Source organism: Micromonospora craterilacus (genome assembly GCF_003236315.1).
Classification (GTDB): Bacteria; Actinomycetota; Actinomycetes; order Mycobacteriales; family Micromonosporaceae; genus Micromonospora; species Micromonospora craterilacus.
The window spans coordinates 1-12,322 of sequence record NZ_POTY01000220.1 but is presented as its reverse complement, the minus strand read 5'-3'; the positions used below and the strand labels follow the sequence as shown (position 1 = coordinate 12,322).

Annotated in this window: 12 protein-coding genes and 2 tRNA genes; 3 read left to right on the top strand and 11 right to left on the bottom strand. The window is 69.4% G+C overall.

What is annotated here, in order from left to right; all coding sequences use genetic code 11:
* Positions 1-625 precede the first annotated feature (625 nt).
* On the top strand, positions 626-853 hold the full coding sequence (locus C1I95_RS26620) for a hypothetical protein (RefSeq protein WP_111217808.1): 228 nt from the start codon (positions 626-628) through the stop codon (positions 851-853).
* Positions 854-859: 6 nt separating this feature from the next.
* On the opposite strand, the gene C1I95_RS26615 is transcribed toward C1I95_RS26620, so the two are convergent.
* From C1I95_RS26615 to C1I95_RS26590, 6 genes are all read right to left on the bottom strand, one after another.
* Positions 860-1,657: a carbon-nitrogen hydrolase family protein gene (locus C1I95_RS26615; protein WP_111217807.1), complete on the bottom strand. Its 798-nt coding sequence runs from the start codon at positions 1,655-1,657 to the stop codon at positions 860-862.
* A gap of 61 nt (positions 1,658-1,718) precedes the next feature.
* The gene (clpX, locus tag C1I95_RS26610; protein WP_111217805.1) at positions 1,719-3,014 is read right to left on the bottom strand and encodes an ATP-dependent Clp protease ATP-binding subunit ClpX; all 1,296 of its coding nucleotides are present in this window, start codon (positions 3,012-3,014) and stop codon (positions 1,719-1,721) included.
* Positions 3,015-3,218: 204 nt separating this feature from the next.
* On the bottom strand, positions 3,219-3,881 hold the full coding sequence (locus C1I95_RS26605; protein WP_111217803.1) for an ATP-dependent Clp protease proteolytic subunit: 663 nt from the start codon (positions 3,879-3,881) through the stop codon (positions 3,219-3,221).
* 14 nt (positions 3,882-3,895) lie between these two features.
* Positions 3,896-4,537, bottom strand: coding sequence for an ATP-dependent Clp protease proteolytic subunit (locus C1I95_RS26600; RefSeq protein ID WP_111217801.1), 642 nt, complete (start codon positions 4,535-4,537; stop codon positions 3,896-3,898).
* 167 nt (positions 4,538-4,704) lie between these two features.
* Positions 4,705-6,051 (bottom strand): trigger factor, encoded by a 1,347-nt coding sequence (tig, locus tag C1I95_RS26595; protein WP_111217799.1) that lies wholly within the window; start codon positions 6,049-6,051, stop codon positions 4,705-4,707.
* Positions 6,052-6,210: 159 nt separating this feature from the next.
* Positions 6,211-6,284 (bottom strand) — tRNA-Pro (locus C1I95_RS26590).
* A 210-nt stretch (positions 6,285-6,494) separates the two neighbouring features.
* Here C1I95_RS26590 and C1I95_RS26585 point away from each other — a divergent pair.
* Positions 6,495-6,568, top strand: a tRNA-Gly gene (locus C1I95_RS26585).
* Positions 6,569-6,907: 339 nt separating this feature from the next.
* On the opposite strand, the gene C1I95_RS26580 is transcribed toward C1I95_RS26585, so the two are convergent.
* The 5 genes from C1I95_RS26580 to C1I95_RS26560 all read right to left on the bottom strand — a co-directional run bounded on the left by C1I95_RS26580 (position 6,908) and on the right by C1I95_RS26560 (position 10,706).
* Positions 6,908-7,480 (bottom strand): CHAP domain-containing protein, encoded by a 573-nt coding sequence (locus C1I95_RS26580; protein ID WP_158566478.1) that lies wholly within the window; start codon positions 7,478-7,480, stop codon positions 6,908-6,910.
* Positions 7,481-7,824: 344 nt separating this feature from the next.
* Positions 7,825-8,022, bottom strand: coding sequence for a hypothetical protein (locus tag C1I95_RS26575; protein WP_146605854.1), 198 nt, complete (start codon positions 8,020-8,022; stop codon positions 7,825-7,827).
* 409 nt (positions 8,023-8,431) lie between these two features.
* A complete protein-coding gene (locus C1I95_RS26570; protein WP_158566477.1) occupies positions 8,432-9,409 on the bottom strand; it encodes an alpha/beta hydrolase family protein in 978 nt (325 codons plus the stop codon).
* Positions 9,410-9,522: 113 nt separating this feature from the next.
* Complete coding sequence (locus C1I95_RS26565) at positions 9,523-9,831, bottom strand: DF family (seleno)protein (RefSeq protein WP_111217793.1); 309 nt, start codon at positions 9,829-9,831, stop codon at positions 9,523-9,525.
* A gap of 335 nt (positions 9,832-10,166) precedes the next feature.
* Positions 10,167-10,706: a hypothetical protein gene (locus tag C1I95_RS26560; protein WP_111217791.1), complete on the bottom strand. Its 540-nt coding sequence runs from the start codon at positions 10,704-10,706 to the stop codon at positions 10,167-10,169.
* A gap of 111 nt (positions 10,707-10,817) precedes the next feature.
* Between C1I95_RS26560 and C1I95_RS26555 the strand changes: the two genes are divergently transcribed.
* The gene (locus C1I95_RS26555) at positions 10,818-12,050 is read left to right on the top strand and encodes a GNAT family N-acetyltransferase (protein WP_111217790.1); all 1,233 of its coding nucleotides are present in this window, start codon (positions 10,818-10,820) and stop codon (positions 12,048-12,050) included.
* Positions 12,051-12,322: the final 272 nt, after the last annotated feature.

Below are 12,322 nucleotides of genomic sequence, written 5' to 3'. Positions count from 1 at the left end.
AAAGTGTTGCCAAAGGAATCCCAACCAGCCAGACCCGAAGATCCAACCAGTCCGGGGTAATAATCAATTTGGCACTGGCTTATCAAGCACCCTGTTGAGTTCTCAAAGAACAACCACACACCATCCGCCAGCTCCATTTACTGGAACCGTGTCTGGGGCAACCGCTCCAAACTATCCGATCTGCTCTTCGAGGTCAACCCGAGCTATCGGGCAACTTTCGAAGTTCGTTCGGGCCCACGTTGGCGCACGCCTCTCGGCGGTCGCTTCTGTCGTGGAGAGCCGCAGACCGGCCGATCACCTCGCGGTGACCCGCCCGGCTCCTGCCGGCTCCAGAACCTTACCCGGTCGGCTTCGCGTTCGCAACTCCATCTCATGGAGACTCACGCACCACCCGGTCTCAGCCTCGCGCTCGACTTCGTCGTCGCGAGCCTGGCGCCCGTTCTCGGCCGGTTTGCCCCGGCCTCCCCCGTGCAGAGAGAAAGTTACGCGGACGCCCCGAAGAAGGCAAATCATGGACCGTCGATGTCCTCGATCTCGCCCCGGCTACCCCCAATGCGGGACTGCCGAAAGCGCCGGTCCTCGCGCCGGCGACCGCGAACGGCGCAAGCGTGCCAGAGTGTCTGGCATGGATGACGTGTCCCGGCCCGCCAGCCCGGTCCTCGCCGAGGACGCGCTACTCGGCCTGCTGGCGCCGTTCTGGCAGCTGATCATCGGAGCGTTCGTGCTCTTCGCCGTCGTGATCTCGATCGGGCGGCTGGCACGGCGCGGCCCCTCCCGAATGAGCACGGCGTTACTGGTCACCGCCGCCGCCATCGCCGGGTTCGCGCTGGTGGGCGTACTGCTGCAGGGATAGCGGTGGTCAGAGCCGTCGGTTGGCCAGACTCGGCAGCTCTCCGCGGATCCGCTCCAGGCGGTCCAGGTCCAGGTCGGCGACCGCGAACCCCGGGCCGTCGGGCACCTGGGACAGCAGCGTCCCCCACGGGTCGACCACCATGCTGCGGCCGTAACAGGTGCGACCGGGTTCGTGGTCACCGGTCTGGCCGGCCGCCGCGACGAAGCACTGGTTCTCGATCGCGCGGGCGCGCAGCAGCACCTCCCAGTGGTCGCGCCCGGTGTGCATCATGAACGCCGCCGGGACCACCAACAGGTGGGCGCCGCCATCGGTCGCGAGCCGCCGGTACAACTCGGGGAAACGCAGGTCGTAGCAGATCGACAGACCCACCCGGACGCCCTCGACATCCACCACCACCGGCTGGTCACCGGGGGCCACCGTCGCCGACTCCCGGTACGAGACCCGGCCGGGGATCTCCACGTCGTACAGATGGATCTTGCGATAGCTGGCGGCGAGCGCGCCGGTGCGGTCGAAGACCAGGGTGGTGTTCCAGGTGCGGTCGCGGTCGGGGCCGGCCTCGTGGAAGGACCCGGCGATCAGCCAGACGCCCCGCCGGCGGGCGGCGTCGGCGAAGAACTGCCCGACCTCGCCGTCGACCGGCTCCGGTGCGGGCATCCCGGCGCCCGGCCCCAGATAGTCGACGTACTCGGGAAGAAGCACCAGGTCCGCACCGGCCTCGGCCGCGCGGTCGATCAGGGCCTCCGCGGCGGCCAGGTTCGCCTTCCGGTCGTCGCGGGAGTTCAGCTGGCAGACGGCGACACGCATGACTGCCAGCGTACGGGCGAACGGCGGCCGGGCGCAGTGCGCGCCCGCACCGCCGGCCGGATCAGGCGGACTTCTCCTCGCGCTCGCGCCGGGCCCGGCGCCCGGTGAACTCGCGCGGGACGATCGTCGGGTTCACGTTTTCCAGCACCACCTCGCGGGTGATCAGCACCCGGGCGGCGTCGGGGTTGCTGGGCACCTCGTACATCACGGAGAGCAGGACCTCTTCCATGATGGCGCGCAGGCCGCGGGCACCGGTGCCGCGCAGCATCGCCTGGTCGGCGATCGCCTCCAGCGCCGGCCGCTCGAACTCCAGCTCGACGCCGTCCAGCTCGAACAGGCGCTGGTACTGCCGGACCAGCGCGTTGCGGGGCTCGGTGAGGATCCGCACCAGGGCCGAACGGTCGAGGCTGCGGACGCTAGTAATCACCGGAAGGCGGCCGATGAACTCCGGGATCAGCCCGAACTTGAGCATGTCCTCCGGCATCACCTGGCTGAAGATGTCGTCGGTGGAGCGCTCGGAGACGGCGCGGAGCCGGGCGCCGAAGCCGGTGCCGCCGTGCCCCGTACGCGCCTCGATGATCTGATCCAGGCCGGCGAAGGCACCACCGCAGATGAACAGCACGTTGGTGGTGTCGATCTGGATGAACTCCTGGTGCGGGTGCTTGCGACCGCCCTGTGGTGGCACGTTCGCCACGGTGCCTTCGAGCATCTTCAGCAGCGCCTGCTGGACGCCCTCGCCGGAGACGTCCCGGGTGATCGACGGATTCTCCGACTTGCGGGCGATCTTGTCGACCTCGTCGATGTAGATGATGCCGGTCTCGGCCCGCTTGATGTCGTAGTCGGCGGCCTGGATCAGCTTGAGGAGGATGTTCTCCACGTCCTCGCCGACGTAGCCGGCCTCGGTCAGGGCGGTGGCGTCGGCGATGGCGAACGGCACGTTGAGCATCCGCGCGAGGGTCTGCGCCAGGTGGGTCTTGCCGCACCCGGTCGGACCGAGCAGCAGGATGTTCGACTTGGCCAACTCGACGCCGTCGTTACCGGAGCCCGGGGCGTTGGCGGCCTCGGCCTGGATCCGCTTGTAGTGGTTGTAGACCGCTACCGCGAGCGCCTTCTTGGCCTGCTCCTGCCCCACCACGTAGGTGTCGAGGAACTGGCAGATCTCCATCGGCTTGGGAAGCTCTTCCCACTTCACCTCGCCGGACTCGGCCAACTCCTCTTCGATGATCTCGTTGCAGAGATCGATGCATTCGTCGCAGATGTAGACCCCGGGGCCCGCGATGAGCTTCTTGACCTGCTTCTGCGACTTGCCACAGAAGGAGCACTTGAGTAGGTCGCCGCCGTCACCGATCCGTGCCACCTACGTTCTCCCTGCACTCATCGGCCGAAGACCGGCCACGACCTGCGGACGCTGTGCTCCGCCCGTCTCTTGTCACCCCGCCGGTCGCCCGACGAAGCGGTACGGACCCGACGTTACCCGCTGTCGGGGCTTTCTCCGACCCCCAAAACGGGTGTGTCAGAGGTCGGCGGGCGACGTGCCCGGCCGACCTCTGACCCGACCTGGTCAGCTGGCGGCGTTCGCGGCCAGCAGGCCCTTCTTGCGGCTGCTGAGGATCGTGTCGACCAGCCCGTACTCGCGGGACTCCTCGGCCGTCATGATCTTGTCCCGGTCGATGTCCCTGCGGACCTTCTCGACCGGCTGGTTGCAGTGCCGGGAGAGCATCTCCTCCAGCTGCGTACGCATCCGCAGGATCTCCCGGGCCTGGATCTCGATGTCCGAGCCCTGCCCGTAGCCGCCCTCGGTGGCCGGCTGGTGGATGATGATCCGCGAGTTCGGCAGCGCCATCCGCTTGCCCGGGGTGCCCGCGGACAGCAGCACCGCCGCGGCGGAGGCCGCCTGACCGAGGCAGACGGTCTGGATGTCTGGCCGGACGTACTGCATGGTGTCGTAGATCGCCGTCATGGCGGTGAACGAGCCGCCGGGCGAGTTGATGTACATGATGATGTCCCGGTCGGGGTCCGTCCCCTCCAGGGTGAGCAGCTGGGCCATCACGTCGTTGGCCGACGCATCGTCCACCTGGACGCCGAGGAAGATGATCCGGTCCTCGAAGAGCTTGTTGTACGGGTTGGACTCCTTGACCCCGTACGACGTGCGCTCGACGAACGACGGCAGGACGTAGCGGTTGTGCACGGCCGCGAACTGGGGCGGCAGGCTCAGGTCAGTCATCGTCAGCTCCTCGGTCAGCTCAGGGTCCCGGCGCCTTCCGGAACCTGGGCGGCTCCGGTGATCACCTTGTCGATGAAGCCGTAGTCCATCGCCTCCTGGGCGGTGAACCAGCGGTCGCGGTCCGAGTCCGCCTCGATCTCCGCCGCCGTCCGGCCGGTGTGGAACGCGACCCGATCCTGGAACATCCGCTTGGTGTAGAGCATCTGCTCGGCCTGGATCGCGATGTCGGCGGCGGTGCCGCCCATGCCGCCAGACGGCTGGTGCATCATGATCCGGGCGTGCGGCAGGGCGTAACGCTTCCCCTTGGTGCCCGCGCAGAGCAGCAGCTGACCCATTGAGGCGGCCATGCCCATCGCCACTGTCGACACGTCATTGTCGATGAACTGCATGGTGTCGTAGATCGCCATGCCGGAGTAGACCGAGCCACCGGGCGAGTTGATCCAGAGGTTGATGTCGCGCTCCGGGTCCTCCGCCGCGAGCAGCAGCAGCTGCGCGCAGATGCGGTTTGCGACCTGGTCGGTCACCTCGCTGCCCAGGAAGACGATCCGCTCCTTGAGCAACCGGTTGTAGACCGAGTCATCGAGGTTGCCAATGCTGTCGCCGCCACGGGCATCGATCGCCCGAAACGACTTCGCTGGGATGTGCATGTCGGTCATGGCAGCCCTTCGCTCTCCGTACCGTCCTGTCCGACACTAACCGCTGGGCCCCGGGGCATAGTCCCGGTCGGGGCACTGTTCGCTCTCAGCGCAGCCCGCAAGGCGTACCCAGAAAGGGATCGGGCCACCACCCACCGCGACCGGCGGACGGTGGCCCCACCCGGCGATCAGTGCTCGTGCGCGTGCTCCTGCTCGCCCGCCTCGCGGAGGGCGTCAAGGCTGACCTCGTTGCCGGCCGAGTCCTTGATCGTGATGCGCTCCATGACCGCGGCCAGCGCCTTGCCCCGCCGGACGTCGCCAAAGACCGCGCCGGCCGCGCCGGACCGGACCAACTGGTCGTAGTACTGCTGGGGGGCCATGCCGGCGCGCTGGGCGCGGTGCACGATCTCGTGGCCGAACTCGTCGTCGGAGACCTGCACGTCCTCGGCGTCGGCGAGGGTGTCGAGCAGCAGCTGGACCTTGACGCCCTGGGTGGCGGCCTCGGTCAGCTCGGCGTCGATCTGCTCCTCGGTCTTCTCCTCGGCGGCGAGGTAGTCCTCCAGCGAGGCGCCGATCCGCTCCAGCTGGTCGACCATCGCCTGCTTGCGGCTCTCCACCTCGTCGCTGACCACGCCCTCCGGCGCCGGCACCTCGGCGGCCTCGACCAGCTGCTCGAGGGCCTTGTCCCGGGCGGCGTAGATCTGCTCGACCCGCTTGCCCCGGGAGACCCGCTCACGCAGGTCGTTACGCAGCTCCTCGATGGTGTCGAACTCGCTGGCCATCTGGGCGAAGTCGTCGTCCAGCTCGGGCAGCTCCTTCTCCTTGACCGTGCGCACGGTCACCACGACGTCGGCGTCCCGGCCGGCGAAGTCACCACCGACGAGCTGGGTGGTGAAGGTGGTGTCCTCTCCGGCGGAGAGGCCGACCACGGCCTCGTCCAGGCCCGGCAGGAGCTGCTTGCTGCCCACCTCGTGCGAGATGTTGCTGGCCGAGCCGCCCGGCACCTCCTCGCCGTCGACGGTCGCCCGCAGGTCGATCTGCACGTAGTCGCCCTCGGCGGCAGCCCGCTCGACGGTCTTGAGGGTGGCGAACCGCTCGCGCAGGTTCGTCACCTGCTCGTCGATCTCGCTGTCGTCGACCTGCAGCTCGTCGACCGTGACCTCGATGGAGGTCAGGTCGGGCACGGTGATCTCCGGCCGGACATCGACCTCGGCGGTGAAGTTGAGCGAGTCGCCATCGTTGAACTCGGTGATCTCGACCTCGGGACGGCCCAGGGTCTTCAGGTCGTGCTCACGGACCGCGGAGAGGATGTTCTGCGGGATGGCCTCCTGCACCGCCTCGTTGAGCACGGTGCCCCGGCCCACCCGCTGGTCGATGATCGCCGGCGGCACCTTGCCCTTACGGAAGCCGGGAATCTGGATCTGCTGGCCGATCTCCCGGTACGCCTTCTTGAGGCTCGGCTCGAGCTCGACGAACGGCACCTCGATGGCGAGCCGCACGCGCGTCGGGCTCAGAGTCTCGACGGTGCTCTTCACAGGCGTACTCCTTGACGGATCTCGGTTGTGTCTGGGCGCTCTTTCAGCCCATCGAGTGTAGGCGAGCCGGCCCGGCCGGCCGGCAGCGCCCGGGGGCCTCGCCGCGGGCTGTCCCGCGCGCCGGCCGTTCCGGGGGCCGCCGTTCCCACGTTGCGGCAGTCGGGGTGGCGGGATTTGAACCCACGGCCCCTCGCTCCCAAAGCGAGTGCGCTACCAAGCTGCGCCACACCCCGTGGCGACGAGCAGTCTATGCCGTCGGCCCGACAACGATGTGCCGGGGCGTCACCCAACGCGCCGAACGGGGAGAAACCGGATACCCAGGCGACATTGCCACCCACTCGGCACCTGTCTGGATCATGGACGGCGTGGCGCCGGGATACGGCCGCGCGGGCGCCGCGGGCATTGGGTAGGCTGTCGGGCGCGTCCCGGGTGTCGGGGCGTACGCGGGCGTAGCTCAATGGCAGAGCTTCAGTCTTCCAAACTGACGGTGCGGGTTCGATTCCCGTCGCCCGCTCCACGTTCTCCCTGCTCGAGCATCTACAGAGCGAGTTGACGCAGGTCCTCGACGCGGACCGGCCCGCTGGTCCTTACATAGCGGCGGACCCAGCACGCGCCACACCAGACGGGCCGGCGCCGGCATGCCGCCGAGCAAGATCGCGCGGTCCCGCCTGATGCGGCACCAGCCACCGCGACCTCACTCGCGCGGTGATCAGCCGGGTCCTGACAACGACGGTGAGGTTCCGGTACCCGAGCGGGCACCGGAACCTCACCTCTTGTCGAGCCGATCACCGGGACCTACGGCTCGTGCTGTACGTAGCGTCGCCCTCCGCGGCTCAGTGGCGCTGAGGAAGGATGCTCACACCGCCGGGTTCAGGTGGTAGGTCCAGCGGGCGTAGCTGTTGTTCGAGTGGTAGGTCACCTTGTCGCCGGAGTTACCGCCGATGCTGCCGATGATCCTCTTGCCGTTCTTCTTGGTGACCGAGACGACGATCTCGACGTGCTGGCCGTCGGACTTGACGGCGACGTCACCCGGCTTGGGGGTCGTGACCTTCTTCCACTTGCGCCAGTTGCCCGCCAAGGCGTACCCGCTCGGGTACTTGCCGCCCGCCTTCTTCATCACCCACTGGGCGAACATGCCGCACCACTGGTCGCACCAGCCGTAGGGGTTGCAGTTGTTGCCCCATTCCTTCATGCCCCGCTGGCTCTTGGCGATACAGACGATCTCGCTGCGGGTGACCTTGCTCTTCAGACAGGGCTTGGCGAGCCTGGCGGCCTTCTGCTGCGGGGTCTCCGCGAAAGCGGTCACCGGGGCGGCCGAGGCGGCGCTCCGCTCGGCCGCCTGCGCGGGAGCGACGCCGGTCACAAAGCCGCTGAGCAGCGCCACCGTGAGCGCGAATGGCACGAGGAATCGGCTGGGATTCCAGGACATGCGCTTTCTCCTTCTCTGCTGATTTCCCCGAATTGAACGACTGGCGGTTCTCAGCTCTTGCGGCGGATGCCGGCCGGTGTTTTCCGCCGCCATCCGACAATGACGCACAGCCGAGATAGCCGTACCTGTCGATGGGTTGTTGCGATTGCGGTTGATTCCATCAGCATTCGCGCTCTGACCGCCAGGCATGTAGGTGTCCGGAACAGTTCCGAACGCTTCCAAACTGACGGTGCGGGTTCGATTCCCGTCGCCCGCTCCACCACACTCCGGCCCAGGTCAGAGGCGATATCCCCGATCGTGGTTGTACAGCCATCCACGACCTTCTTCCAACCCCAGGCCGTAGCTCAGTCGAGCAGTCCCGGAGCCGGCTCCCGAAGCTCGGCCATCACCCGCGACAGCCCGGCGTCCAGGTCGTCGCCGTCCCATTCCACGAGTTCCCCGCCCAGCGGCTCGCCGAACGCCCGCACCGTCCAGCGCCCCCGTTCGCGTTCGCCGTCCATCTCGACGATGGCGACCAGGTGATCCCCGGACTGGAACTCCAACTTCGGTTCACTCCACCGGTGCACCGAAACGACACATCCGGTTTGACCATCCACAACGGCCACTACGCGCACTTTCGCGGGCGCCCCTGGTGGGGCACCTTCTACCGAAGCGGTGGCCGGACCCACCTCACCCGCGATGGATTCCTGCCATGACTCGCACCGCGCCTCAGGGGCAAGTTGCGGCGGGTTCACCGGCTCCCCGCTGAGGCACCCGAGCCCCAAGACGGCCAGCGCCGCCACGAGCCACGGGTTTGTCGTCCTGCGGCGCTGCGGGGGGCGGGCCGGCACGCTCAGATCGATGACGGGCACAGGGCAAGTTATCCGATGGGCAGGTAACCCGCTCGGACCGACGCGGGCCATCCACGGGCCAGTAACCGTGGCGTCCAACGGGCACGAGCCGCACCGAGCTCTACGACTGCCCGACAAGGAGACCAGGTTCCAGCGGCAGGCGGCGCTGTAGCCAGGTGACGATGAGTTCGTCGAAGCCGGGAGCCCGCTCGGCAGGGGTGTAGTGACCCTGGCTTACCCGCGCGGCGCCCGTGCCCGTGTAGACGCGGATGTTGTGGTCGGCGTGGGGAAAGACCACGATCGCGTGATCCGCGTGGCGTGCATCTTTCAGGGTGCTGCTGATGGCGCGCACGCTCGCCGCCACCGGCACCAGCAGATCGTCGGCGCCGAAGATGGCCAGCAGTGGGCATCTCAAGGCTGCCAGTGCCGAGGCCGGATCGTAGTCCGCGATGCCGGCGATGAAGGCGATGGACTGCGGCGTCGTTCCGGCGAGTAGCGGATACCAGGGGGCGGCATGCCAGCGTGTCTGCGCGGCGTGCACTCGCGCCGGGTCGTCGCCTGACTGAACCCGCTGGACCTGGTCGCGTTGCAGTGCCACCGCCTGCTGGATGTCCGCGCTGCTGAAGCCCTCCGCCGCGAGTTGGCGGCGGAGCCGGTACTCCTCTTGGGCTCGCACGCTCACGCCCGGACCTGACACCGTCACCACCGCCGCTATCCTGGCGTCCGCTGATGCCGCCAGGTGCGCCACCCAGCCTCCCTGGCTGCCGCCGACCAGCGCGATCGCATCGGATAGGACGTCCTCGCGGCTTCTCACCGCCTGGACCGCAGCCACGGTCTCCTCGGCGCGGTCAGCCATCGTCTGACGGGTCCAATCCCCCGTGGAGGCTCCAGAGCCGGGCTTGTCGTAGGCGAGACTCGCGAAGCCGGCCGCGGCAAGCCTCGTCTGCCACGACCCCTGGTTGCGTCCTCCCGGACCAGAGCCTTCGACGAAGACCACCGCCGGGTACGGACCCGGCCAGGGCGGTCGGACGAAATCCCCGACCAGATCGTTCCCGGCGTTCCCGAACGACAACTCCGCAGCCACCGGCTCGAACAGCACCCCGTCGACCGTACGCGGCGCCTGCCACCCCCTCGCGTGCCCGATCGAACCGCGGTAGCTGTTCGCGACGGATTCCCGACCTACCCAATTCTGCTGCGGAGCGACCGAGCGGTTCAGGCGTGCTGGCGTAACGCGTCGAGGATCCAGCTGTCGGGTGGCGTGCCCCGTAGCCCGTCGGCGGTGGCGTAGACGCGGCAGGTCAGGCCGTAGGCACTGCGGCCGGAGGCGGACGGGTCGACGTCGACGCCGTTGACCCGGATGGTGGGTGAGCCCAGGAAGCGTTCCTGCTCGGCTTGCAGCTCTGACTCGATCCGACGCGACGTGATCGGCGCGTTTACGCCGGCCGCCGTCAGCAGCGCGCGCAGGTGCTCGTCCAGTCCCTCGTGGTTCGGGCAGCCGTCGAAGTACAGGATCTCGATCATGGGCGATCTGCCCGGTGGAAGCGGCCGGGGACGTACCAGCGGACCAGGGCGCCCAGCTACGTATGCTGGCACCAGCACGACGGCGGGCACCCACAGGAGTGTCCACCGGGATTGTGGAGCCGAGCCACCAGCCTGCGCGTCATCCGTCCAAGCCTAGGCCGTACCGCTGCGTGACCTACCGATCCGGTGGCGGCCACGGATGAACCGGCAGCGGCGGGGTATGCGGCCCCGTCCTGGTGGAGTGACGACCTCCCGGTCGCGGTGCCGCGACCGGCCCGGCCGGGCGGGTCGGCCTCAGGCCGGCCCGCCCGGCAGCGGGCTGTGGTGCGGGTGGCTCAGGTGGTCAGCCAGTTCCAGGCGTCCACGACCCACTGGGTCTGCTGCAGGTAGGCGATGCCCAGGCCGGTCAGAAAGACCGCGGTGACCAGGTGGGCACCCCGGGCAGTGCGCCGCACCCGGCCCAGCTGCCGTTCCAGCACCACCCGCCCCAGCAGCCGGGTCAGCGCGAAGAGCCCAGCCGCCACCAGCAGACTCAGTACGAAGATCACAAACGGCCCGGCGAGGTCACCGCCGCCGGATATCGCCCAGATTCCCCAGCACACGAAGGCGAACAACGCACCGGCGGCGCTCGACTCCCCGCCGCGCTTCAGCTGCGCCACGTGCCAGCTCAGCGGCCGGCGCGGTGCCGGGCCGCCCGGCCAGCCGGTGCCGGTCGGCTCGTGCTCGACGGCCGGGAACGGCTCGGTACGCGGCGCCCGGGAACCGACCGAGGCCACGCCGCGCCGGTACGGGTCGCGCTGTGGCGGTATCCCGGCACCGGGCTGCGGCGGCACCTCGACGGTCCGCTCCGCCCACGGCTGCTTCTGGTCGGCCATGTCATCCCCTCCCCCTGGGCCGGCGGCGACACCGATCGCCGCTGGAGACTTCGAGGGTAGCCAGCCGGCAAATCGCTCGCCGCAGCCGCGTCGATCGGCTAGACAAAACCGGTGACGACCTCACCTTTGCCCATCCAGACCGCCCGCGCCGAGGACTGGGACGAGATCAACCGGACACTCGGACAGCTGTTCCACCACGCCGTCGACCCGGAGAGCCACGAGATCGAACGCGCGATCTTCGAACCGGAACGCGCCCTGCTGGTACGCGACGGAACGGAGCTGGTGGCCAGCGCCGCGGCGTACACCCGGGAGCTTGGCGTGCCCGGCGGTGCGGTGCCCGCCGCGCACGTCACCCTGGTCGGCGTCGCGCCCACCCACCGCCGTCAGGGCCTGCTCACCGCGATGATGCGCCGGCAGCTACGCGAGATCCACGACGCCCGTCGGGAGCCGGTCGCGGTGCTCTGGGCCAGTGAGGGGCGGATCTACCCCCGCTTCGGCTACGGGATGGCCTCGCAGCGGCTCCAGGTCACCGGCGAGACCATCGAGCTGCGGCTGCCGGCCCCGACGCCCGACGAGGGCCGGCTGCGCCTGGGCCGGCCGGCCGACCGCCAGCCCGATCTGGCCCGGGTGTACGAGCAGGCGCGCGCGAACCGCCCCGGCTGGTCCGCCCGCGACGATCGGTGGTGGCGGTACGTGCTGGGTGACCCGGAGTCGCAGCGCGGCGGCGCCACCGAGCGGCGGGTGGTGCTGCACGAGGGTCCCGACGGCGTCGACGGGTACGGCCTGTTCCGCACCAAGGGTGAGTGGGACGGCGCTGGCCCGAAGGGGTTGACCAGTGTCGACGAGGTGGTGGCGACCAGCGACGCGGCGTACCGGGCGATCTGGCGGATGCTGCTGTCGATCGACCTGACCCGACAGCTGTCCTTCCTGCGGGCGGCCGTGGACGAGCCACTGCTGCGGCTGGTCAACGAGCCGCGCCGGCTCGCTGCCCGGCTGGTCGACGCGCTGTGGGTACGGGTGGTGGACGTACCGGCCGCGCTCGCCGCCCGGCGCTACGCCACCGACGTCGACGTGGTCATCGAGGTGACCGACGACCTGCTGCCGGAGAACACCGGCCGGTGGCGGCTGCAAGGCGGGTCGAAGACGGCCCACTGCACCCCGGCGACCGGCCCGGCCGACCTGGCCTGCGACGTACGCTGCCTGGGCGAGCTGTTCCTCGGCGGCGCCGGGCTGACCGCGCTGGCCGACGCCGGCCGGGTGCGCGAGCTGCGCCCCGGTGCTCTCGCCGCCGCCGGACCCGCCTTCACCTGGCACCGCGCCCCGTCCGCCATGGAGATCTTCTAAGCCGCACGCCGCTCCCCTGCCGCGCCGCCTCGGCGCTTCGCCCCGTTTCCGGGCTTCGGGGCGGCGCAGGCAGGGACGCGATGAGGCATGCGCGCGGCGCCGATATCGGCACGGGCACGTGCATGGGTGCGGAGCGCGCCGAGCAGCTGCCCGGCGGTGTGGCGCGGCACGGGCGCGGGCGCGGCACGGGCGCGGCACGGGCATGACACAGGCGCGGCGCAGGCAGCGGCGCGGGAAGGGTGGGTCGGGGGTACGGTCGGAGAGTGGCGGAC